Source organism: Streptococcus sp. 339 (genome assembly GCF_013277285.1).
GTDB lineage: Bacteria > Bacillota > Bacilli > Lactobacillales > Streptococcaceae > Streptococcus > Streptococcus pseudopneumoniae.
Window position 1 is genome coordinate 1 of sequence record NZ_VMMR01000063.1, and the last position, 21,598, is coordinate 21,598.

The window sequence follows — 21,598 nt, forward strand, 5'->3', positions numbered from 1 at the left end:
TTCATCGGCTTTTACAAATACCTTTACATCGTTTTACTATATCTTACAATACCTTTTAAAATAGCTATATTTTGAGCTTTTAAATAAATGTTTTTACATCATTTTACAGAGATTTACGACACTTTTGCCCCTTTTTTGCCCCCTGTTTTTTTAAAAAATTTCATCAAAACTCTTGACTTTCTCGGTATACCGTGATATAATATAATCAAGATAAGGAAAGGGGGTGATGAAATTGAACAAAGAAGATTGGCTTAGGTTACTTGAAAAGGCAATAGACAATATTCCTGAAACGGTAACTGCTATCGCAAGTCTAGTGACCGCAATAACGGTCGCAAGGCAAAACAAAAAGCGTAAACCGAAATCCCGTCAAAGAAAAAGGTAAACGCTAAGAGGTTGGGGCGAAAGCCCCTCACACCTCTATTTTATCAAATGAAAAGAGGAAATGCAATGGTCAGCGCAATAGCTATTTTTATAATTGCAATCAATGTATATATTTATCTAAAAAACAAAAAGGACAAATAAGATGAGAAAAGTTATTCAAGAATTGCTAGACAGTTCGATGTCTACATCTACTATTTCGCAAGGTGCTGGAGTTCCATGGACTACTGTTTCTGATCTCAGAAAAGGAAAAACAAGCATGGACAAAATGGCACTTCTCACAGCGGAAAAACTTTATGAATTTGCTACAACTGATAAGCAGTGATTTCGGTCACTGTTTTTTATTTTTAACAAAACACCGTTTTTGACAATAATACACCACGATTTCCTCTCCATATTCTTCATGTAAACGCTTTTTTGAACAATAGGATTGTGATTTTGCTTTCTAATCGTTCAAAATATGTGTTTTTGCACAATAAAAAAACCGCAAGCCTGAGCCTGCGGTTGGTGTAATCTATTTTGAAGCCTTTCTATTTAGTCGTAATCAAGCCATCTGGCTCTACTGTGAACTCTGGCTTGTCTGCCATGCTACCGTCTGGTTTGAGGTAGTACCAGCCTGTTCCGTCCGCTGACTGGATAAAGGCATTTGATACCATGGCACCTTCTTTACCGTCAAGATAATACCAAGTCTCCTTGTACTTGACCCATCCTGTCTTCATAGCGCCCTCTACGTCGAAATAATACCACTTCTCAGCGATTTTCTTCCAGCCTGTCGCCATTTCGCCTGAGTTATCAAACCAGTACCAGTTGCCGTCTGTGTGCTTCTTCCAGTGGTCTGCAAGCATGTAGCCTGAGCCGTCGAAGTAATACCAAGTGCCGTTGACCTTCTCAAACTTGTCTTTTGGATAAGAGCCGTCTGAGTGTACGTACCAATAGCCTGTATCATTCTTCTGCCAGCCTGTTTCAGAGCCTAGCCCGTTCTCAATATCTCGCTTGAACTGTTCACGACTAACGCCCCATTTGGCAAGATAAGGATACGGGTCAACATGGTCTGAGTTGTTGTTAGGCTGGTTATTGGTACAGTATTCATGCGTTTTGATACCTGCCAAACTGCTTGTATCAAGCGTTTTCGGCAAACCTGCTTCATCTGCTAGATTGCGTAAGAGTTCGATATAGAGACGGTAGTCAGCCATGAACTCTTCTTTAGTTGAATGGCTTTCAATCAATTCAACTGCCGCATAGCTTTCCGCATTCCAACCGCCCCCAACGTCCCAGGCACCATTATTTACAGGACCGACCTGCAGGACACGACCGTTACCAACCACATGAGAGAAGAAACCAAGCTCAGGGTTCTTTCTGTAGTGGTAGTCTGCCTCATTTTGAGCGGTAGAATTACGGTTCCCCGTAGAGTGGGCGTGTACTTGTCGATAAGGCTGCACCCCAACCTGTGGCAAGCCTGTACGTAGTCTGCTTGTATCGATATCCATTACTCTTGTCCTTTCCAAGCGTCGTTCATCTGCTTTACTGCTGACTCCACAAAGGTATCCAAGTCCTTATCGGTCATGCTGATCTTATATTTGGTCAGCTCTGCCCGGATTTTAGTGCGAGCCTGTGCCAATTTTTCATCACCTTTATAACCTGTCGCAGCAGCCACCTGCTCCACGGCATGAACTGCGTTCTTGGCTAGGATTTCAGCGATGATCACCGCTTTCTCTCCGCCTTTTCGCAAAAGATAGTCTTTCACCATTTTCACGATACTGCCTACTGCTACTGCTAAAAAGCCTGTCGCAAAAGCGATAATAAATTCATTAAATTGTGTCATGTGTTGTTTCCTTTCTATTCTCTATAAAACTTAACATTAACGCTACCTATATACTCCCTTAAGTTTGTACCAGTTAGATATATGACTCCTCGGTTATACATATCAGCCTGAATTCTTATTAATCTGCTATTATTGAGTTGTACATATCGTATAGCAGCAACCTTAATATCATTACCTTTAATATCAATATTGTACCCACCCCAGTACTGCCACATTCTTGTGTTTAACACTTCCAATAATAATGACGGTCCACTCGACCACACCAACCTATCGCCAATATAGCGCTTGACAATCTCTCTACTTCCTAACATGATTCTTACTCTATCTCTCATAGCTTCACCTACTTAAAAATATCGTAAATCGTGTGAGGGTCTTTGGTAGTAATAGCATCGTACTGCTCTTGCGTACCGGCCCAATAGTTGAGTGCCTGCGAACCGTTCTGATTGACAATGTTCTGACCTGGAACTCCACTTCGCCCTTGTTCACCATCGTTGACATTATCCAAATGGGTAAAAGCAGAGGCTCTCAATCCTCTGTAATTCACTTCAATGCGAACTTCAAACCAACCACCAGAACGCTGAGAAGCACTCCATGTGCCAAATTTTCCTGCTGAATCAGGGGTCTGATTTCTCAAAGAACGCCAGTTTGTATAGCCAAAACCACGGTAGTAATAATCAAGAGTATAGCCGCTCGTGACTGCTTCGCCATCATAGAATACATCCGCAAACAGATTCAATCGGCTAGTAGAGCCATTCTTATAAGAACCCTCAATACGAACGCTGGCATTCAAACTATGCCCATTATCCCCTTTTAAGCTATCCCGTTGAGTCGGTGTCAGCGTATCGAATGATGGACGATTTTCTAAGGCGGAAATCCTAGCCTTGATGGGGATATCATTGTACAACTCCCATTTTTGGGCATAAGTAGACAAGTCTTGGTGGGAGGTCAAGTAGCCTTTCTCTTCCAGCTCCGCTTTTGTAACGAGGGTTTCTGGATGGACTTTCGGTCTACTCTCAAGGGTGTCCAGTCTTTTCTTAACCTCCCTATCCTTTAGCTCTGAGTCTTCTTTGATAGCCTTGACATCCTCACCGATTGCTCTTGCTAGATTTTCAAGGTTACTCATAGCACTCACGCTTTCGCTGCGTTATAGGTTGCGACCAAGTCAAGGTTGGCAATCTGGTCTACACGTCCGCTGACTTCAGTTACTTTGCCAAGAAGTGCGCTATTTTCATCTTGTCCCATACTTGTGATTTTTTCCGCGATTTCTTTCAGTGTGTCCAAATTCTCAGGGGTACCTTCACCCAAGATTTCAGCCTTAACTTCAGATTTAGCTTGGGCGATTGCTTGGTTCATGTCAGACGTGCTGACTTTCGTTTTCAGCTCTTCGTTTACCTTTTTGTTATCTTCCCCCACTGCCTGCGCAAATGCTGTTAATTTTGTAGTATCCATTTTGTGTTACACCTTTCCTAAATTGTAATAAAAGAGCAGGTCTGGCAATTCCTGACCTACTGGGCTCTCGCCTACAGTTCTACCTGCAAGCTGTTTCTCAACTTCTTTTGCAATATCCAGCTCTTTTAAAGCATGGACTTCCTCTGTGACCAATTCTTTATCTGAGGCGACTATCTTGATATGGACAGATTTATCACTGGGGAAAACATAGCCTCCAGCCGTGATTTCCAAGCGATAACTCCCAATGGGCAAGATAGCGTCCAGATGAAAACTCACACCTTGACCGGTAACGGTTACCTGCTTCTTCCACTGGTAGCCCTCCTTGGTCAGACTGATCAGCGCCTGCTCCCCTTCCAGAGAGGAAATCACTTGGTAGTCTTCGTCTAAGAGGGCAAAACCAAAGGTGGAAGCCAAGTCCCCTTGCTTAATCAGGTGACCACCGTCAATCTGCCGCAAATTGGTCATATTGAGATTACAGACCATTCTGCACCTCTTTCTTTACTGTTTACTTTGTATCAAGGTTTTCAGTTCTCTCACATCTTCACCTAGCGATTTGACCTGTTCAGCCAGCACCAGAATAGCCTTATTTTGTTCGTCATGGTTATCCAATCTTTTGTTAGCCGACATTCGAAATTCGCGTAAGTTCTCAATGTCTTTTTCTATGGCTGTCATGCGATTTTCCTGCTTGGTTGCCCTGTCCTTCATGGAAAAGTACAAGACAACCACAGGAATCAGAGAAAAGAGAAACCGAATCAATAAGTGCTCAATCTCTGTCATAAACACCTCGCTAGTTTGCCAGATGGCTCAAACCACGTCGCTTCAATTCCTTGCGCACACGGTCTTTCCAGCGTTTATGTACCCATGAAAAGTCAACTGCTCCACGTTCCAGTAGGTTGATGTACATGTCGATTTTTGCTTGATCTAGTGTAATCTTACTCATTGCTGCTACCTCCATTGTCTTCACTAGGGCTCTCTTGGTTTGTCGTTTCAGAAATGTCATCTTCTTTCTCGCTTTCTTTCTTATCTTCTACCGCTGGGGTTGGTTGTGCTTCTTCAGCTTGGTTTTCTGTGTCCGTAACCTGAGGGGTGTCCTCGTCGGTCTCCTCCTGGTCAGACTCTCCTTGAGCTTCCAGCTCCTCCAATCGCGCTAAGATATCCTCAATATCCTGAGCATTCTGGAGATTGACCTTCTGCATGCCATCCATGAGCTGGTTGGCTCTCTCCAGCGCTTCCGTCGTCTTAGCCAGTTGTTCTTGGTTCTTGACAATGGCGCTAGTCGGGTCCAGTTCAGTGCGAACCAATTCCAAAACCGCTTGGATAAGGGCGTCCTCACTATCCTGTGTGTGGTCACCTGGCAATTCGCACTGCTCATAAGAATAGCGCCCCTTGTTTTCCATCTTGATTGCGACAACTGTTACATTTTCCCCACCTTTCAAGTAGGGATTAATTGCTACTTCGTAATTCATTCCTTATTTCCTTTCATTTTCGCTTGCGTTTCGTCAAAAAGTTCTTTAAGCGCTGGGTCATATTCCAGCACCGCCTTAAAGGCCTGTAATTCAGCCAAAGCCAGCCTATGGTGTACATTTAAATGCGCATAGTTCAATTCGATATCAGCCAAACGGTCGACGAGTGACTCAGCGACTAGCTTGTCGATTGTGTGATTATCCATGTCTGTTCTCCATTTTTTCTATTTTTTGATTTAATTCTTGAATGGCCTTGATTAAGTAAGGCACCAATTCAAATGTGCGATATGAATATGCACCGTCAGGATTCTCATAGAATGCTTCAGGGGCATATTTCTGGACATCCTGAGCCATGATACCACATGAGATATCCTCAATTTGGCCATCGTATTCTTTACGATAGCTGTAAGTCTTCAGCTTTTCGATGACATCTAGACCAGATACTTGACTGTCTTGAATATTTGATTTATAGCGACGGTCTGAGATTCTTTTATTCATCTCAATCCAGTCGCTACCTCCGTTACCTTGTCTATTCAAATATAGCCAGGTACCTCCTTGTGAAGTATCTTTCCATAATTTATTATATATAGGTGAGTAAAGCCACTCACCGCCACTATAAGTGATACGACCAGACACCCTCAAACTACCATTTATCACTGCTCCATTTGAAAACGACGGTTGACTATAAAAATTCACTCTTGATCTATCCGAAAAGTCAACCCTACCGTGGAAATTTGCTCCGTTTCGGCAATGCATGTTTCCTAACGTTGTCACATACCAAGCATTGGGGCCAGGACTGTTCCAATTGTAACCCCAGTTCGCCCAAAATGCGGTATTTTCGCCATTGTAGCTTCCGCCTTCGCCGTTTCCCATGCCGACCGAGAATTGGTTGACACCAGAAATCCAGCGACCTCTTCCTTGAGCAAAACGACCAATTGTAAACCCTCCTATTTGACCCTGATAAGCTTCTAAGAAAGTCGAGCGATTCACAACTGATTCAATCTTAGTCGCAAAGATACGTTTAGAAGTTAGTTCTCCAATAAAGGCGTCGTTGGCAATAAGTTTTCGAATAAAGGCATGATCAAACTTTACCTTATCAGCTGTGACCGCTTCGGCAGCTAAAACAGCTGTCGTTACTGAACCTGATTCAAAATTAGCTGTCTTCAACTTATCAACCATGGCAGACTTGATGACTGCTCTGTCAATCAGGGTCTCGCCTGTTATATGGGTTAATTTCCCAACAAAGCGGTTATGTCCATTGGCTCCTAGATTGATACCCGAAATCAAATCACCTGCACTGTTGATGTTTTGAACCAACCAGGAGCCAGCTAGTTGAGTCATTTTTGTTTGCGTGGCTTCAAGCTTCTTATTCGCATCTGCGACTGCATCTTCTGGATGTGGTTGCCATGTTCTAGGTTTATAACCTTTGTACAAGTCAACTTCTGTAATATACAAATCAGCTGTTCCTGATGATGAGCCATTGTTCTCAAAACGAATGTAAGCATTATCCATTTCTCCGGAATTAAAAGTTACTGAGACATCTTCGCATCTAGAGGTAGATAGTTTCTTGCTGCTAACAACTTTCTTAAAGATTGTGAATCCATCGCTCTCGCCTGCTCTTCGTCCCAAAATATAAACATCATAGCTTGCTAGAGCACTGTTGTTAAATCCTCTAAAATTCAGTACATAGTCAGTATTTCGTTCAAGATTAAAACGGTGACTAGACAAAAAGTTTTTGTTTTTAGTTGCATTACTTAAACGCATAAGGTTTTTCTGCCCGTTGTGATAAAAGCTATGCTTAACCAATCTTCCTAAATTTTGAGTTGAGCCCCATTTATTCGTATCATTTTTAAAATCACTATTCTTAATGAGGTTAGGGCCGCTTACACTATATTTCCCAACCTCAACCTGAAACAGTTGATTGGTCATAGCCATGCGAGCAACCTTATCCGCAATTCCATTTTCACTATTGCCCAAAATCCGCTCGTAAAGTTCACTGGTTTCCTTAACACGCTGGAAGTCAGTAGTCTCTACCTTACCTGCCAGTTGATGGGATAGGTTCGCAATGTTCCTGGTCATATCCTGCTTATAAGTTGTTATTTGGCTTGAAATATCCCTAAATGTCCCGTCGGCAGATTGACGATAGCTAGCTATTTGGCTAGTTATTTCTCTATTCGCACTCGTTTTAACTCCTTCAATTCTCCGATGAATCCCCTCCACGTCTTCTTGATAGCTTGATTTCCCTACATAATCTCTGGATATCTGCTCACGAACTGCTCTTGCTTGTCTCGCGCTCTCCTCACGAGTATAGCGCTGTAAGCTTTCCTGTCTTTGACCATCTTGAGCAACATAGGCCTGAACAGCCGACAAATCCGTTCGCAATTCCTGCGCTGTTCGCTCAAAGCTAGCCTTAGCTTGTGTGATGAGACCATTGGTGTCTTCAAGCGCTGGACTCCAGTCTGTCGCTAGGGTACCTTTTTCAAGTTTAATCCTACGAATGAAAAGAGTTCCTTCGTATCCTAAATCTGAATTGAATAGGATCATCTGTAGCTTGGATTCAGAGGGCGCATCCTCTTTAAAAAATACCGGACCTGTAAGCCTAAATCGCTGCCACTCCCTAGTCGCAGTGGACTTTGTTTGTCCCTCTATACCAAAGCCATTCCCACCATTATGCATCATGTGGAAAGGAAAAGAACCATCAACTTCATCGAGTTTATAATCAAACGAGAGAGTCCAAGTTGTCCCAATATCGGACTTTGAAAGATAGGGATCTAGATTATCAAACACAAAACCAAAACTAAAAGGAGACTGTTGAATTTTCTCGGAATCACGATAATAGTTCCGACCACCAACTTGCATATTTGAAAATTCTTCTCGCAATTTTCCAGCTTCAGCCACAACTAAGGTCTTATCTGCCTTGTCCTTGGTTGCGTTCAGGATTTCCTGGCGGATAGAGCCAGCTCGCACCTCAAATTCAGCCGTACTAAGCTTCTGATTTAGTTGGCTCTGGGTATCTCTTTCTAACCTCCTCACAGATTGCCTAATATTCTCAGCAGTCACATTGAGGGAGCTGATATCCGCTTTGGTTCTGAGACCTTCAGTCAAACGCCTCACTCCAGCATCAAGCGCATCAGCGCGCTGATTAAAACGAGAGGTCATTGTTGAAATACGAGTAGAGCTCTCTTCTTGTATACGGTCTATCTGACTCGTCAGAGTCTCTGCTGTTTGCCTGACTTCTGATTTGTTAGCTTTCCCTTCCATTCTGTTCGTCAGTGCAGTTAGCCTGCCTTTAGTCGTCTCTTCATATCTTGCCTGAGAGCTTCTGACTCCAGCCAAGTCATTCTTTATCTGACCGAGAGCTTGAACTTGTTTGGAAATGTCAGTTTTAAGTTGCCTTTGCTTGGAGCTTATATCATTGGTAACTGTCTGCTTTAGAAGATTCAAATCACCCGACAAAGCCGTCTGAGCACTCCTAGTCTGCGACTTAAACGCTTCAAGTCTAGCAACAGAATCCAGCCCAATCCGCTTGGCTTCCTGAGCAAGAGAGCTACTTGCGCCAGCTTGTCTCAAAGCTTCCTCAGCCTTGCGCCTTGATTCTCGTAAAGGTTCATCATGAAAGCTATTGAAACGCTGATTGATAGTGTCAGACACTTCTTGCTTGACTTCTTCCGCCTTAGCCTTGGCAAGTTCGATGGCATCCGTGATAGCTTTCTCACGCTTAGTAAATTCAGCGTCAAAGGCTGCGTCTGCTGCTTCTATCTGCGCTTGGATTTTGGCTTCAATGCCATCTTGTTGCTTAATCTGCTTGGTAATCGTACCCTCGTAAGAATACTGCGTATCATTTCCAGCTTTACTATCTGCGCTGATACGACCTCTTAGACCACCTTTGAAAGTAAAGCTCTGACTTAAGACAGGAACTTTAAAGGTTTCTTTCTTGTTGGTCTGAATGGTTACCCACTGCCCAACCTCAAGCAGTAAATGCCCTTGGTAGTTGAGATTATACGGATAGTAAGTCAGGTTTTTCAGCTTGTAATACAGGTCGTTTAAAGCGCTCTGGGTCATGAAGACATTGTCTAGTTCCAAAGACCGACCTGTCTTCATACCAACCGTAAGAGGCTTCTTATCTGTCTTACAAGTAATACCAGCTATCTGATACTCAATCTCACTCTTGGTTAAACCATGTAGGAAGTAACTGTCTGCGTTTATCGTGATATTTGACTCAGTTAAATCACGGATTTCCATCTTCCCTTCTCGGTTGAAGAAACAAGACATCCCTATCATCTGAGTCATAGCGCTCAGCATATCCCTAAATGAAAGTTTCTTTCCTTCAGGAACTTGCTCGACATGGTAACGCATCGCGCTGATTCCGAAATAGTCATTCGCTAACTCAATGCCTGTTTTCAGGCAGATTTCCTGAATAACCTCTCGTACTTCAGCTGGGAAATGCAAATCTGTCACATACTCACGATTGAGCTTAAACATACCATCCATAAGTTCAAGTGTGGTTGTGTTGCGGTTTCGGTCAATCTCAATATCGTTGATGAAGTATTCCCCCATCTTGACCCACTGGTAGGTATCCCCAACCAGTAGACCAATCTCAGGGTGCAGGGTATCCAGCTTATTGAACGTGGTAATGATACTGGTAAAGGTAATTTTACCGCTACCAGCGCAGGTTCCACCAGGCTTATAAGTATCGCCCTTGATGTAGCCATACTCAAAACTAGCCTCTTTGATATCCCGTGAAGTATAATCACCAACACGAATAGCCAGCGTCCTTTCCTTGGCAAACATGGCTCTGTCAAATTGTCGTCTAGTTAAAGCGTCCATTTTCTTACCTCTCTACCAGATTAAATTTAGCGCCAGACCAAGGTTTAAACTTCTCAGTAAAGCTATAGCTAGGAGCTGTCCTATCACCGACGTAGAAAGTCTTTGTGACTTGCCCATCCATGGGGTCTGAATAAGATACCTCAAAAAATTCAGATGATACAGCATGTAAAAGCTGACTCATTTCTTCCTGAGTCAGCATGCCCCATTCACAGTCTAGTTTTCGCTTAGTCGTGATACGGTCACGCACCATGTCGCCATTGGCATTACGCCCTGTCTCTCCATCGATATCTTGAATACCGACTTGAAAAGATTTGGGAGGCTTCACAGCCACCCCATTGATTGTCAATTGTGCCATTTAACCTCCTAAATCTTGAGCAAGGTTTGACCTGCTCGTTCATGTTCCTTGTTGATTTCTTGGATGGCTACCCGTCCGAACTCATGGCCTGCGATTTGGATAACGATGTCGCCAGCCGGTAATGAATAACCTGTAGGTACATTATTAGCAGGCATTCTTTCAGCCAGTTTTTGAGCCAAGATAGAAATCCATCCTGTATTCCGTTCAAGAGGCATTACCGCTTCTTGACCAGCTTCTCCGACCCCAATGATGCTAGGAGAGTTGAATACACCGCCTCGTGCATACCAATCTACAGAGAATGATGGAATTCTAGGAGGCATCAAGCTGAAGCTACCAGATATATTAAAGTGAGGGAGTTTGATTTTTGGTAAGCTCCAATCAAAGTTAAAGAAGCTTTTTAGTTTATCGATACCACTTTTAACGATGTTTTTAGCATTATCCATTGCATCATTAAACAGATTCTTGAACCAGTTGGGGATTTCTTTCAAGGCATCTTGCATATTTTTCCATCTATCACCAAACCAAGAACCGATTTTTTGGAAAGGATTCTGAGTTTTCTTTTTTGCACTCTCAAATTTCTCGCCAAACCATGTATCAGCTTCTTTTACTCCATCTTTGATATCTTTCCATCTATCACCAAACCAAGAGCCAACTTTTTCAAAAGCTGAGTTCACTTTACCCCTACCGGACTTGAATTTATCACCTAACCAAGTGTTTGCTTCGGCAAGCGCATCTTTAGATTCGTTCCAACGGTCACCAAACCAAGAGCCCAACTTGCTAAATGTATTGCTTATTGCATCCCATCCTTGCTGGAACTTCTCGCCAAACCATTGACCTATTGGCTCAAAGATTTCTTGTAGCTTCGTCCATAGACCGCTGAAAAATTCGCCAATCGCTTGACAAATACCACTGATAAAATCACATAGTCCTTGCCATGCTGTTTTAGCAAACTCAACAACAGTGTCCCAATTTTGGTAGAGCAAGACACCAATAGCAATTAAGGCTGCGATTGCTGCAATAACTAAGGTTATTGGACTTGTCAAAACTGCTAACGCTGCATTAAAAGCCCATGTTGCAGCTGTAGCGACTCCTGCTGCCACAGAATGTGCAAATTCCGCCGCGGTTGCTAATCCCATTTTCGCTGTATGAGCAGTCCATGCTAGAGCTGATTTACCAAGTTCTAAAGCAGTTTTCCCTAGCTGTGCAATTGTTTTACCTGAATTGACAACAAAATCTTTTGCGTACAACGCATTCAAATAGATGGTTTCTCCGAAGCTGACCAATTTATCAAATGTCAAAGCTTTCAAAGCTAGTCCAAGATTTTTAATTCCGCTAACAATAAAGGAAACCTTGCCACTTAATAATTCGAATGCCCCTGCAAGTCCTCCAGCTTGTTCAGCCCATGATAAGAAATTAATTGTTTGCCAAGCTGTTATCAAAGCCAAAATAGGTTCTTTGTTTTCTTTACACCAGTCAGAAAAAACGGTGAAACCATCTGCCACTAACTTAATAGCATCCGCCAATAGTCCCAAAGTGGCTAAAAGGCCACCTCCCAATAAATCTGAAATTCCTTCAATACTAACACCGAATACTCCTGATAAAAACTCAGCAAAAGGTTGCCAAGAATTCTCCCAAAGTATTTGAATAATATCAATTAGCCCATTAAAAGCATTAGCAATAGAGTCAATAGCAGGGGCTACATGTTCATCATAAACACGACTTAAGCCATCGCCAAACTTATCAACAACACTCTCAATAGTTTCAAATATCGGAGCTACAATGTCCAAAAGACTTTGAAGCATTGATGAAATTTTAGGAGCGCTTGTCACAACGACTTTTTCAAAACCTTTAAACAAACTTCCTGCTAGTTTGCTACCGACTTCAACAATGGTAGATGTCAAGCTTAATAGAGTTGACACAATAGCGCTACCGATACGAACCGCACCGGTTGAGGTAATGACGTCGTAGAAAGCACTAGAAAAGGCCTGAGCGATGTTTCCTACAGCCTCTGCAATGTTACCAATATTATCAAACAAAGCGACTAGCGCCCTGGTAATGCGTTCTTTTTGCCTTCCAAGACCATTTGCAATACTTTCGGCAAGGAAAACACCGATACCTAGACCGATAGTAGCTATTGAGCCTGTCACTTGCCCTAAAGCATAAGCGATTTTCTCAGCCATTCGGTTAAAGGCATTCACAACTCTTTGATCAGTAGCGATTTCTCCCATTGTCTTAGCTATTTGGTCTAAGGCGGTCTTAATGCGTTCAATACCTTCTGGTCTAAATGCTGCATCAAAACCTTTCTTGAAGAGGTCAAACAACCCTTTGAGCTTATCTCCAAGTCCATCAAAAATGCTCTTGAACTGGTTGTCCATGTCGGTCAACTCGACTTCTGGCAAGATGTCTTTGAAAGGTCCGCCACCGCCTCCCTTTCCTTTACCACCTTTGCCACCGCCAGAACCGCCTGCATCATCGTCTTTTGGTTTTTGTAAGATGTTAATCTCATCAAATCCCAAAAGACCAAGCAATTCTTTAGCGGCCTTCTTAGCGTTTTTGGCCGAGTCTCCAAGGTTATCAGCAAGTCCTCCTGCTGAATCTCCAGCGTCGGCAACAGCGTCGGCAAGGTCTCCTGCTCCGCCTGCAGCGTCTTTCATGGCGTTACCCATGTCTCCAACTGCTCCACCAACACCATCTTTCACTGTTGCTTTCTTGTTGAACATCAAAGCGATAAACTCCGCAAGTTTAGCCGTCACGTTCTTCAATACCATGGCAAAAGAGTTCAAGACAGGCATAATGGCATTGATAATCGGTAACATAGAGTTACCAAGGTTCAATGCTGCGTCCTTCATCAGCGACTTAAACAGGCTGATACGACCATTTACAGAATTAGACAAGGTATTCCCATACTTAGCTGTAGCCTGCTCCAGGATAGCCATTAGGCGGATTTGTTGCTGGGTTTGGTAATCCAACTGTTGCCAGCTCTGTCCGTTTGCGAACTTCTTAAAGGCTTCAGTGGATTCAATCATAGCCACGTTGACGTTGATTCCTAGGTCTTCTCAATAATGTTATCGCATGGCTTTTTATCCATACTTCTTACAATTTCTTGTAAGTTCGGCATATATTTTCACCTACAACCGAATTGTTTAGGTGCTTACCACTCGTGGGGATATTTTATTCTATGCTTTTTGACAAAACAAAAAGCACAGGTTCAATCCCTATGCTCTACGGTGACTAAGCTTTTTTAATTGCTTAGTTTACCTCGGTATCGTCATATTTTAATTACTTAAAATTTAGAGTTCTACCGATTTTGGTAAGTTCTTAATCCGCCTATTTCTAAGCGGTGCGACAAAAGTCTATCGCTTCCGTGTTCCCTAGCAAACCTGAGCGAATCCGCTCCATAACGTCTGTAATCGTGCGCCCTGAACCTTCAGCAACAACTGCCGATGTCTGCAACATCTTAGCAGTATAGGCGCTTAGTTTGTTGGTGTCTTTGATAAATCCAGAAAATAAGTTTGAGTAGACTGCACCATAGTTAGTAGCCTCGCCCACACCCATATTCATGGCATTAGCGTTATCGTTAACCCATTTTAAGAAAGATTGCGAACTCTCACCCATCTGGCGCTTAATTTGGTTCATAGCCGCTGATACTTCAAGAGCTGTCTGCGTTGAATACATCCCAACATCAAGCAATTTCTTACCAAGGATTGCAAAACCAGCAAACTTAGCCAGCTTGCCAAACGCGCTACCGATTGAGCTCGACTGTTCACGAATTTTGGCAGTCGCGTTCTTCACTTGGTCAGATGTTCCTTTGACCTGATTCTCGACTTCTTTCATCTTCTTCCTGAAAGGCGCTATCTCAGCGTCAATCATGACTTTCAATTCGTCAAGAGTTGCCATTCATTTCCTCCTTCCTTTTGCGATTATGTCTTTCTGCAAATTCACGCATCCGTTCCTTATGCAACAAAAGCGCTTGTCTCTGCCGTTCCTGTTCTACCGCTTGTTGTTCTTCTACAAACAACTCAGGCGCATATTCCCAAAGCTCAGCAATCTTAGCGTCATTGGACAGTAATAAGGAAACATGATTAGTTATCATTCTCGAAAGTATGTATGAGTCAATAATCTTCTCTTTACGCTCTTGGATTTTGACACGGTTGTAGCTTTCAATCATTTCCCTGATTTCAAGCACCGTTAAATCCCAAAAATCAAGAGGCTTACCCCCGATGTCCAAAAACATAGGATAAAGCCTCTCAATAATCTGCGTTACCGTTAAGATTACTCGACTACTGTCATTTTCTTCTTGGAAGTTTTCTTGTCCTTGCTTCCTCGTGGAGTAAAACCCGACACTTCAAAGAGTGGCATTAAAACCTCTGTCATGAAGGTTGTTTGGTCTCCACCATTATCCACGTATTCATCGTATAGATCGTAGACATCCTCAAGAGAATACCCATTCTCATACTTTTGCAAAGCTCCATGAATCAAGAGCAATACAACTTTTAAAGGAGGCAAAGGAAACTCTTCGCCAGCTTCAGGCATGAAGATTTTCAGTAAGTTCATACCGATTTTTTCTTCAACTTTTGCTGCTTGATGAGATGAAAGTCGTAGTTTTAACTCTTTCTCATCGCTAATCTTCCAAATTGAGTAAGGTAACGCCATTTAATTAACCTCCAAGACCGTCTGTAAATTCCAATTCTGACTGCAATGCAATCTTAAGTGTGAACTCGATAACGGCATTGACACCGCCACCGCCCAGTTTAACAGATACTTGGCCTTCAAAATTGACCTTAGTACCGTCTGGATAAGCTTGTTCAAAGTAGAGTTTCTTCTTGTCGTCTGCTGCCTTACGCAATACACGGTAAGGAGCAGTTTCGCTTGAATTGTTATAAGAGAACTTGTACTCCAATTCCCCTGCATCACCAATACCAAATTCGTACTTCTTAACTTTATCTTCAAGAGTAGTGTTCTCTACTTTTTCAGGTTCGATACCAAACTCTGGTACTTCTTTCAATCCAACAAGCTTAGTATAGCTACCTTTGGTTTCGCTATAAGAAAGCGTAATTCCGTTTGCTAACATGTTTAATTCTCCATTCTAAATTGAAAAACAAGCTCTAAGTGTAAGTCAACAACCCCTTCAAAACGCATGACCTTATGTCTCAAATGGGACGGGTCTGGCACGTCTTGGCAGTCGGTTCTTCGTAAACCTAAAGACTCAAAAATCTGATTGATTTTAACAGCTAACTCACTAGTGCTTGTATCATCAAAGATATCCACCTTGTAGCGGATAGAGGATTTTTGTTCCTGGTCATCAAACCAATCACCTGGCTTGTTTTGTTCTTCCAAAAAAATAACGACTGGAAAAGTCTCCCAATCGCTAGGATACGTATCAGTCACATTATCTGCAACCTTTTGCAATTCTTTATAAATAACAGGCTTGATATTAATCATTTTATTTGTTCTCTTATCTTTCTACGGACATAATCCGAAATATTCTTAGACACACGCTCTTGATTGTCTCTCAAAGCTGGATAAAGATAAGGCTGAGCAGGTTGACCATACATCTTGTAGAACTCCCCAATCTTTTGAAAGTGGTAAGGCCCTACATTGATTTGGTCTTCATGCACATACCACGGACTAGAGCGATAAGTCACGCTGACTTCTGGAGAGATACCAGAATGGCTAGCCTGACCCTTGGGTCCTGTTCCAAACTCAACATAAGGAGCATAGTGTAGATTTGTGTAAACCTCACCTATAGCCTTATCTCCGTCCATTTTAACCCTAGTCTTGATACTGTTTCTAAGTTCTCCATTGTTGCCTGGTGCTAGTCTTTTAGCATCAGCTTGGACAACCTTTATAGCAGCATTGTGTACCGCACGTAAGACGATATCCTCGCCAGTTTTTTTACTAGCCAATCGTCTACATTTAGCTATGAGCCTATCTGCCCCTCGTAGCTCTGACACGCTCTAACTCCAAAACTTGATGATATGTGTAGACCTTTTTAGAGATAACCCTGTGAGTCACTTCCGTCGGGCTATCGATACACACACCATCTTTCACTTTGATAGTAGCTGACTTGTTGGCATTTGCGTTCAAAATATCATTGACACGCTCACCATACATCTCAGATTGTAGCTTACTGCTAGCTGGCCACAACTCAAGGCGGACTGTCTCAGCTTCCTTGGCATATCCTTCTTTTACGACGCCTTCCTCTGTGACAGTCTTTTCAAACCGTCGCATTGGATAAGGTTTCAGTCTACTCTGCTTCAAAAACATGACCTGCCACCCTTGCTAATCTGTGCATGCGTATACGCTGTAAAAGACCCGTAGACAGGCCGTTTTCTCCGTAGACTACTGCTATACCACCCTCGGTTCTGGAATGCTCTCCTTCCGCTCCTGAGCGGTTGTGGAGTTCGATAGCAACCTCAGGTATTAAGCGACTTAAAGCAGGTGTCAAAGATGTGCGATTCGTCTCTGACAAGATAAGATTTGTAGCCCTCGTTTGGAGCAACATGAGAAGCTGAGTATCTTCTTCGCCTGTCATTTTCTTCAGCAACTCTATAGACATATCAATCCTCTTCTAAAAACTCAGGCTCAGGGAGAATTTCCTCAAGAACGTCTGAGATAGCGACACCATTGCTGGCGAAATTATCTGCCAGCTCGGCATAGCGCTCCTCAGTAATCTCAAGTTCCTCTCCTGCCAGTCGTTTCACATTTAATTCCCAGTCATAGAAATCTTGTTTGATTTTAAATTTCACTTTTTAAATCCTCCAACACCTCTACAATTTCAGCTTTTGATAACTTATAGGCACCAGTTATGCCAGCTTCTTTAGCTAGATTCTTCAACTCTTCTAAAGTCTTATTTTCTAAATCAGAATACTGGCCAGCTTGCTCCTCTTGGATATAATGACGTCGTAGCAATAAGCTCATATCATCACCTCTTACTCACCGAATTTTACAACTCGTGTAGGGTCGTATAGGTAAACACCATAGTGTTTGTCACCAGTGATAACCGTTGTCTTTTTAAGGATGTCACGGTCTGTTTCGATAGCCACATCACGTTTTAGCATGATAACAAACGCACCATATTTATTGGCATCATCTGTCTGAGTCTGGCTAGGAGACACTTTGACAAGGAAACCTTTACCTTCTTCAACTTTTTTAGAGCGGACGATTTGCACACCAGCAACTTCACCAAAGGTCCCAGAAACAACCATATTTGCTCCAAGCTCTGAACCTTTAGTCCATTCTTTTGCTACGTCGGTTTTTAGCTTAGTAGCATCTTTAGGGTTGATGATAGCAACATACTGTGCATCTTCTTCATCCTCAAAAATATCAAGAGCCTTATCAATTGCCTCAAGAGTTGTTGGAGTTTCTGCAACGTGCTGTGTTGCAGTCTTAGCCACCGCTACCAAATCATCATCAATCTTGTTAGCAATAGCCAAACCAAGCTGGTAAGTGGCTTGACCTAGCGGGTCACCAAGACCTGACAAAAGAGCTTCATCGGTAATTTCATAACCTTTAGCAGCCTTTTTGATGGTCATAGTAGTCTTTTTAGTAGTCAATTTGTCTGGAGAAATAGCTTGACCTTCTCCAACCTCAGTCGCATCTCCTGCGTACTCCCATGCTGGAACTGTTAGAGTGTTCCCTGGTTGTCCTTGGAGTGCTGTTTCCACATAAGCAAGTGGAGTAAATTTAATCAATTTAGGTAGTTTAGCGGAAACCATGTCCGCCATCACTTCTGGGTTAACCATAGTGGCTAGTTTAGTTTGTCCTGCTGTCATTTATTTTAACCTTTCAATTTCTTATAGAGTTCTGGGTTCTTTTGATAGAGTTCATTTCGACTCTGATAACCCATGCGAGCAAATTCTTCTTTTGTGATACCGTCACTATCGACTGGTGCTTGCTTCATTGGAGCTCCGCCTTTTAGCTTTTCTTGTACGCCTTTTTGCACGGCTTGTTCCCATGATTTCTGTAATACAGCGACAGACTGCGATACCGTCTCTGCGCTTGTCAAATCAACTACATTCACTAACTCAACAGGTAAGTCACGTTCACTTAGCATTGCTTTAGCCTCTGCGGTCAATTCCTTACGAGCAATAGCCTTTTCACGGTCAGCTAGTTCTTGCTCACGCTGATCCAACTGATATTTCTGTTTTTCATCAGCGTTCATCTTAGCAAGCTTCTTAGCTTCGTTTTCCTTGGCTTCTTGCTCTGACTTCCACTTGGCAAACTTCTTATCGATGATAGCATCGACATCTGCGTCCGTGTACTTCTTCTCGTCTTGCGGTTGTTGTGCAGGTTCTGCAGGTACCTTTTGTTCTTCAACCGTTTCGACTGTTTGTGTTTCTTCGTTCATTGCGAACCTCCTATTTTTAAAGTCGTCCCCGACTGTAATTTCCATAGCTTTTAGTGTCTTCAATGCTTGGACAATATTAAAACCGTACGGGATTCCATACGGTTAGAGCATGAGAAAACCGCCTCGATTTCGATTCGGTTTATAGTGGTTTATTGCAACAAAAAAGCGCCTAGATTACTATCTAAGCGCAAGATAGGCAGGACTGTCGGGGCTCCTGCATTTCTCGACCCACTATAAGTGGCGCGTTGGTGACAGATTCTCAACCTCTATCTTTACCAAAAGTATAGCACTATTTTTCCTTTTTGTAAAGCGTCAACATATTTTTTCCATTCTTTTTAACTTGACGAATCCCCACCTTGTTAAAGTGAATGACTAGCATTTCATCTCGTGGCACCATCACCGCTTCCATAATGACCTTATCTTTGTTAGGTATTTTTACATATGAAATAATTGATTTTTCAACCCTCTCTGAATTATCTAGAATCAAATAAGGTTTTTGAACTGCCTCTTTTATTAACATAAACTCATCTAAGGAATACTGTTGTCCATGTCTCACTAATGAAGTAGCTAAACTGCTAACATCTATATAAGCAGAACTTACTCCTATCAATTTGGTTATATCACTCGAAAAATTACCTAATTCATATTCAGATTTTAGTAAGCCTACGAGTTGTTCTTTCGATAATCCACCCTTCCCAATTTCATCCCATGCGTTACTAACATCAGAAAACAATTTTTGGGTATTATATCTTGAAACGGTTTGGTCACTTTTCTTGTAATCTTGTATTTCATTTTTTACATCTTTCGCAACATACTTGCTATACCACTCTTTATAAGTCATATCAGCAGGTACTAGCTCGGTCTTACCTGTTTCTGGATTCCTTGCTCTGCGCTTCAGCTTGCTGTAGTCTGCGTCCTCATCGTATGCGACAGTAGTAGACCTACACCACGGATGCATAGGCGGACAATTGACACCAGGGACAGCCTTATCCCTATCATAGACCTTATTATCGTGCTCTTGGCAGATATGTGATGTACGCTTGTCTAAGACGGCTACAAAGATATACTTCTCTATGTCTGCTTCTTCATAGCTGAGTAGTTCCATTTGGTTATGAAAAAAGGCTGATTCTGTCCGAACCAAACGCCTCGCATCATTCTGACCGACATCGAATCGTTCAGCAATTGCTTGTGCCGTTTCTCGTGTTCCTCTTCCTGTCATGAGGCTCATGAGTAGTTCATCTTTTATGCTAGAAGTAAGCTTCCCCGTATTCTTCCAGATGTTTGTTGAGTAGGTACTTCCATCTCCTACCCAACTAAAAGACTGTAGATGTTTAATCTCGCTCTCAGGAAGCCCAGAAAAGCCATATGCCAGCCCTGTCTGCTGTTGCAGGTCAAAGGTAGCCTTGTAGTAACTATCCTTCATCAGGTCGCTATAAAAGGCGTCTGAACCCGTCTTCTCTGAATGATAGATAGATTCACGCATACGATCTAAATCGTCGCTCAAACGCTCTAGGCGCTTCATGCGGAAAGAATAAGCTGGGCTGTCTAAGTCAGCCAGTAGCCTTTGGATATTCGGGTCATTCGGTCTTGCTTCAAGCACCTTACGAAGTTCGTTCAAGTTTTTCTTGTCTTTCATGTTCTTCAAGACTTGTCTAGCATCTACCTGACTTAAACCATAATCCCGTTGGAACTTATCAAAAATCTTATTGACTTCCTTATCCAAGTAAGTCTTGGCTTCCTGATAGACCTTATCGAACTGGTCTGCCTGCTTTTCGGCCTTGTCCATCTGCTGGTAAATCAGATTGGCTTTCCTCTTCGCCCAATACTCCTGATTCTTCATCCTCTACCTCGTCTTCGGGTTTCGTGTTGTCTTTGTTGAACATCGACATGTCTTCCATGTTCTTCTTTTTCTCTTCTTCCAAGGCTTCCAGCTCAGCGTCAGGGTCTTCCACAAACGGCAAGAGAGAAATAAGCTGCCTATTGGTCACTTTACCTTCCAAATTGTTCACAATCTGAGAGATTTCCAGCAAGTTTTTGGGCAAACCACGGCTGAATTGTGGAACGATTGAATGAGACTCTAGTGCAATCTGTTTCATACCCAAGTAATGAGCAAAAATCGCAATACGCTGTCTTAATCCACGCTTGTAGTTCGCTTCCTTGGTCTTGGTAATCATCTCAAGGCCCATTAGCTTGAATTCCATAGCTCAATTTTGTTACCGTAGAGGCTCTTTATCCTCTACTTCTTACGGTTTCCCGTAAGTTCAGACTATCTCTTCACCCTTATCAGGGTGTCGGATTTCGTGGATATTTCTGCATATAAAAAAAACGATACTATGTACCGTTTCTCACTTAGCTTACTCTATCTAGTCGTTAAACCTTACTGATATTTCTACCAGCAGTGGTAATTGATTAGCTTCAGTAATATGTCACAAATCTCCCTTTTTCATCTCGAACAATTGTCTTACCAGACATGTCCACACCTTTTGAAAATTGTCTTAAATCGTATTTTTTATAATTCAATAAGATATCATCTATTGTTTCATCATTAACGATTATATCATCTCGTTTTATGGAACGATAATATCTGTAGACAAGAGTTGAAAAAGAAATGTTGTTTTCTTCAGATAATTTTTTTAGATAGTCTCTCAAGATATATCCCTTATACTTAACGTTATCAGAACGATTACGTTTATTTGTATGTTCAGGAACCCACCTACAATTACTTGGTGAGTAGTCTTTGTCATTATCTATCCTATCTAATTGCAAACCAAATTCTACTCCGTTTTGCATTGCCCAACTTCTGAACTTAGCTACATCACTAAATTCATCAGAAACACCTATTCCACGTTTCCCATACCATTTATAAGCCCAATGTTTTTCATCATAACACCTTGCTAACATAGAGTAATAAACTTGATTTAGATGTTTGTGCATTTTATCTTTTATCATTCATC

The 21,598-nt window shown here is 42.2% G+C and carries 27 protein-coding genes and 2 pseudogenes; 2 read left to right on the forward strand and 27 right to left on the reverse strand.

Annotation, left to right across the window (positions count from 1 at the left end):
• The first annotated feature begins 232 nt into the window (after positions 1 to 232).
• Both HT736_RS08245 and HT736_RS08250 read left to right on the forward strand, forming a co-directional pair.
• Complete coding sequence (locus HT736_RS08245) at positions 233 to 382, forward strand: hypothetical protein (protein WP_001030863.1); 150 nt, start codon at positions 233 to 235, stop codon at positions 380 to 382.
• Positions 383 to 523: 141 nt separating this feature from the next.
• Positions 524 to 703, forward strand: a complete 180-nt coding sequence (locus tag HT736_RS08250; RefSeq protein ID WP_001233346.1) for a hypothetical protein — start codon at positions 524 to 526, stop codon at positions 701 to 703.
• Positions 704 to 908: 205 nt separating this feature from the next.
• Here the strand turns inward: HT736_RS08250 and HT736_RS08255 are convergent, their stop codons facing one another.
• From HT736_RS08255 to HT736_RS08385, 27 genes and pseudogenes are all read right to left on the reverse strand, one after another.
• The gene (locus tag HT736_RS08255; protein WP_172930932.1) at positions 909 to 1,865 is read right to left on the reverse strand and encodes an N-acetylmuramoyl-L-alanine amidase family protein; all 957 of its coding nucleotides are present in this window, start codon (positions 1,863 to 1,865) and stop codon (positions 909 to 911) included.
• On the reverse strand, positions 1,865 to 2,200 hold the full coding sequence (locus HT736_RS08260; RefSeq protein ID WP_172930933.1) for a phage holin: 336 nt from the start codon (positions 2,198 to 2,200) through the stop codon (positions 1,865 to 1,867). Before HT736_RS08260 ends, HT736_RS08255 begins: the two co-directional genes overlap by 1 nt.
• A gap of 340 nt (positions 2,201 to 2,540) precedes the next feature.
• Positions 2,541 to 3,323, reverse strand: coding sequence for a hypothetical protein (locus HT736_RS08265; protein WP_000067166.1), 783 nt, complete (start codon positions 3,321 to 3,323; stop codon positions 2,541 to 2,543).
• Positions 3,324 to 3,328: 5 nt separating this feature from the next.
• Positions 3,329 to 3,649 (reverse strand): hypothetical protein, encoded by a 321-nt coding sequence (locus HT736_RS08270; protein ID WP_000381730.1) that lies wholly within the window; start codon positions 3,647 to 3,649, stop codon positions 3,329 to 3,331.
• A gap of 6 nt (positions 3,650 to 3,655) precedes the next feature.
• A complete protein-coding gene (locus HT736_RS08275; protein WP_000227061.1) occupies positions 3,656 to 4,132 on the reverse strand; it encodes a hypothetical protein in 477 nt (158 codons plus the stop codon).
• A gap of 15 nt (positions 4,133 to 4,147) precedes the next feature.
• A complete protein-coding gene (locus HT736_RS08280; protein WP_000134981.1) occupies positions 4,148 to 4,426 on the reverse strand; it encodes a hypothetical protein in 279 nt (92 codons plus the stop codon).
• Positions 4,427 to 4,436: 10 nt separating this feature from the next.
• Complete coding sequence (locus HT736_RS08285) at positions 4,437 to 4,589, reverse strand: hypothetical protein (RefSeq protein WP_000036642.1); 153 nt, start codon at positions 4,587 to 4,589, stop codon at positions 4,437 to 4,439.
• Positions 4,582 to 5,115, reverse strand: a complete 534-nt coding sequence (locus HT736_RS08290) for a hypothetical protein (protein WP_001105679.1) — start codon at positions 5,113 to 5,115, stop codon at positions 4,582 to 4,584. Before HT736_RS08290 ends, HT736_RS08285 begins: the two co-directional genes overlap by 8 nt.
• Positions 5,112 to 5,318, reverse strand: coding sequence for a hypothetical protein (locus HT736_RS08295; protein WP_000368698.1), 207 nt, complete (start codon positions 5,316 to 5,318; stop codon positions 5,112 to 5,114). Before HT736_RS08295 ends, HT736_RS08290 begins: the two co-directional genes overlap by 4 nt.
• On the reverse strand, positions 5,311 to 9,939 hold the full coding sequence (locus HT736_RS08300; RefSeq protein ID WP_172930934.1) for a tail fiber domain-containing protein: 4,629 nt from the start codon (positions 9,937 to 9,939) through the stop codon (positions 5,311 to 5,313). Before HT736_RS08300 ends, HT736_RS08295 begins: the two co-directional genes overlap by 8 nt.
• A 4-nt stretch (positions 9,940 to 9,943) precedes the next feature.
• Positions 9,944 to 10,294, reverse strand: a complete 351-nt coding sequence (locus HT736_RS08305) for a DUF6711 family protein (protein ID WP_000068022.1) — start codon at positions 10,292 to 10,294, stop codon at positions 9,944 to 9,946.
• An 8-nt stretch (positions 10,295 to 10,302) separates the two neighbouring features.
• Positions 10,303 to 13,326, reverse strand: a complete 3,024-nt coding sequence (locus tag HT736_RS08310; protein WP_345890490.1) for a methyl-accepting chemotaxis protein — start codon at positions 13,324 to 13,326, stop codon at positions 10,303 to 10,305.
• A gap of 319 nt (positions 13,327 to 13,645) precedes the next feature.
• Positions 13,646 to 14,191 (reverse strand): annotated as a pseudogene (locus tag HT736_RS08315) (hypothetical protein); the annotation flags it as partial.
• The gene (locus HT736_RS08320; RefSeq protein ID WP_172930935.1) at positions 14,178 to 14,528 is read right to left on the reverse strand and encodes a hypothetical protein; all 351 of its coding nucleotides are present in this window, start codon (positions 14,526 to 14,528) and stop codon (positions 14,178 to 14,180) included. The pseudogene HT736_RS08315 and the gene HT736_RS08320, both read right to left, overlap by 14 nt.
• Positions 14,529 to 14,566: 38 nt before the next feature.
• Positions 14,567 to 14,947 carry a DUF6096 family protein gene (locus HT736_RS08325; protein ID WP_055387707.1) on the reverse strand — a complete coding sequence of 127 codons (381 nt, stop codon included), beginning with the start codon at positions 14,945 to 14,947 and terminating at the stop codon, positions 14,567 to 14,569.
• A 4-nt stretch (positions 14,948 to 14,951) separates the two neighbouring features.
• Positions 14,952 to 15,365 (reverse strand): phage tail tube protein, encoded by a 414-nt coding sequence (locus tag HT736_RS08330; RefSeq protein ID WP_000880679.1) that lies wholly within the window; start codon positions 15,363 to 15,365, stop codon positions 14,952 to 14,954.
• A 2-nt stretch (positions 15,366 to 15,367) separates the two neighbouring features.
• Positions 15,368 to 15,736 carry a hypothetical protein gene (locus HT736_RS08335; RefSeq protein ID WP_172930936.1) on the reverse strand — a complete coding sequence of 123 codons (369 nt, stop codon included), beginning with the start codon at positions 15,734 to 15,736 and terminating at the stop codon, positions 15,368 to 15,370.
• Entirely contained in the window at positions 15,733 to 16,248 is a 516-nt protein-coding gene (locus HT736_RS08340; RefSeq protein ID WP_007284942.1) for an HK97-gp10 family putative phage morphogenesis protein, read from the reverse strand. The genes HT736_RS08335 and HT736_RS08340 overlap by 4 nt, the downstream gene beginning before the upstream one ends.
• Complete coding sequence (locus HT736_RS08345) at positions 16,223 to 16,561, reverse strand: hypothetical protein (RefSeq protein ID WP_000478948.1); 339 nt, start codon at positions 16,559 to 16,561, stop codon at positions 16,223 to 16,225. The genes HT736_RS08340 and HT736_RS08345 overlap by 26 nt, the downstream gene beginning before the upstream one ends.
• A complete protein-coding gene (locus HT736_RS08350; RefSeq protein ID WP_000021227.1) occupies positions 16,542 to 16,853 on the reverse strand; it encodes a phage head-tail connector protein in 312 nt (103 codons plus the stop codon). Before HT736_RS08350 ends, HT736_RS08345 begins: the two co-directional genes overlap by 20 nt.
• Before the next feature lies 1 nt (position 16,854).
• A complete protein-coding gene (locus HT736_RS08355) occupies positions 16,855 to 17,043 on the reverse strand; it encodes a hypothetical protein (protein WP_000669344.1) in 189 nt (62 codons plus the stop codon).
• A complete protein-coding gene (locus HT736_RS08360; protein ID WP_000054933.1) occupies positions 17,033 to 17,215 on the reverse strand; it encodes a Rho termination factor N-terminal domain-containing protein in 183 nt (60 codons plus the stop codon). The genes HT736_RS08355 and HT736_RS08360 overlap by 11 nt, the downstream gene beginning before the upstream one ends.
• Positions 17,216 to 17,226: 11 nt before the next feature.
• Entirely contained in the window at positions 17,227 to 18,069 is an 843-nt protein-coding gene (locus HT736_RS08365) for a N4-gp56 family major capsid protein (protein WP_000123891.1), read from the reverse strand.
• Positions 18,070 to 18,074: 5 nt separating this feature from the next.
• Entirely contained in the window at positions 18,075 to 18,644 is a 570-nt protein-coding gene (locus tag HT736_RS08370; protein WP_001001558.1) for a DUF4355 domain-containing protein, read from the reverse strand.
• A gap of 289 nt (positions 18,645 to 18,933) precedes the next feature.
• Positions 18,934 to 20,484: a minor capsid protein gene (locus HT736_RS08375; protein ID WP_172922497.1), complete on the reverse strand. Its 1,551-nt coding sequence runs from the start codon at positions 20,482 to 20,484 to the stop codon at positions 18,934 to 18,936.
• Positions 20,393 to 20,848, reverse strand: a pseudogene (locus HT736_RS08380) (phage portal protein); the annotation flags it as partial. The pseudogene HT736_RS08380 and the gene HT736_RS08375, both read right to left, overlap by 92 nt.
• Positions 20,849 to 21,059: 211 nt before the next feature.
• Positions 21,060 to 21,593 carry a hypothetical protein gene (locus HT736_RS08385; RefSeq protein WP_000588570.1) on the reverse strand — a complete coding sequence of 178 codons (534 nt, stop codon included), beginning with the start codon at positions 21,591 to 21,593 and terminating at the stop codon, positions 21,060 to 21,062.
• Positions 21,594 to 21,598 lie beyond the last annotated feature (5 nt).

Coding starts and splice junctions, on each gene's coding strand:
- HT736_RS08250 (WP_001233346.1), top strand. CDS start 524: ATGAGAAAAGTTATTCAAGAATTGCTAGACAGTTCGATGTCTACATCT.
- HT736_RS08255 (WP_172930932.1), bottom strand. CDS start 1,865: ATGGATATCGATACAAGCAGACTACGTACAGGCTTGCCACAGGTTGGG.
- HT736_RS08260 (WP_172930933.1), bottom strand. CDS start 2,200: ATGACACAATTTAATGAATTTATTATCGCTTTTGCGACAGGCTTTTTA.
- HT736_RS08265 (WP_000067166.1), bottom strand. CDS start 3,323: ATGAGTAACCTTGAAAATCTAGCAAGAGCAATCGGTGAGGATGTCAAG.
- HT736_RS08270 (WP_000381730.1), bottom strand. CDS start 3,649: ATGGATACTACAAAATTAACAGCATTTGCGCAGGCAGTGGGGGAAGAT.
- HT736_RS08275 (WP_000227061.1), bottom strand. CDS start 4,132: ATGGTCTGTAATCTCAATATGACCAATTTGCGGCAGATTGACGGTGGT.
- HT736_RS08280 (WP_000134981.1), bottom strand. CDS start 4,426: ATGACAGAGATTGAGCACTTATTGATTCGGTTTCTCTTTTCTCTGATT.
- HT736_RS08285 (WP_000036642.1), bottom strand. CDS start 4,589: ATGAGTAAGATTACACTAGATCAAGCAAAAATCGACATGTACATCAAC.
- HT736_RS08290 (WP_001105679.1), bottom strand. CDS start 5,115: ATGAATTACGAAGTAGCAATTAATCCCTACTTGAAAGGTGGGGAAAAT.
- HT736_RS08295 (WP_000368698.1), bottom strand. CDS start 5,318: ATGGATAATCACACAATCGACAAGCTAGTCGCTGAGTCACTCGTCGAC.
- HT736_RS08300 (WP_172930934.1), bottom strand. CDS start 9,939: ATGGACGCTTTAACTAGACGACAATTTGACAGAGCCATGTTTGCCAAG.
- HT736_RS08305 (WP_000068022.1), bottom strand. CDS start 10,294: ATGGCACAATTGACAATCAATGGGGTGGCTGTGAAGCCTCCCAAATCT.
- HT736_RS08320 (WP_172930935.1), bottom strand. CDS start 14,528: ATGTTTTTGGACATCGGGGGTAAGCCTCTTGATTTTTGGGATTTAACG.
- HT736_RS08325 (WP_055387707.1), bottom strand. CDS start 14,947: ATGGCGTTACCTTACTCAATTTGGAAGATTAGCGATGAGAAAGAGTTA.
- HT736_RS08330 (WP_000880679.1), bottom strand. CDS start 15,365: ATGTTAGCAAACGGAATTACGCTTTCTTATAGCGAAACCAAAGGTAGC.
- HT736_RS08335 (WP_172930936.1), bottom strand. CDS start 15,736: ATGATTAATATCAAGCCTGTTATTTATAAAGAATTGCAAAAGGTTGCA.
- HT736_RS08345 (WP_000478948.1), bottom strand. CDS start 16,561: ATGTTTTTGAAGCAGAGTAGACTGAAACCTTATCCAATGCGACGGTTT.
- HT736_RS08350 (WP_000021227.1), bottom strand. CDS start 16,853: ATGTCTATAGAGTTGCTGAAGAAAATGACAGGCGAAGAAGATACTCAG.
- HT736_RS08360 (WP_000054933.1), bottom strand. CDS start 17,215: ATGAGCTTATTGCTACGACGTCATTATATCCAAGAGGAGCAAGCTGGC.
- HT736_RS08365 (WP_000123891.1), bottom strand. CDS start 18,069: ATGACAGCAGGACAAACTAAACTAGCCACTATGGTTAACCCAGAAGTG.
- HT736_RS08370 (WP_001001558.1), bottom strand. CDS start 18,644: ATGAACGAAGAAACACAAACAGTCGAAACGGTTGAAGAACAAAAGGTA.
- HT736_RS08375 (WP_172922497.1), bottom strand. CDS start 20,484: ATGAAGAATCAGGAGTATTGGGCGAAGAGGAAAGCCAATCTGATTTAC.
- HT736_RS08385 (WP_000588570.1), bottom strand. CDS start 21,593: ATGATAAAAGATAAAATGCACAAACATCTAAATCAAGTTTATTACTCT.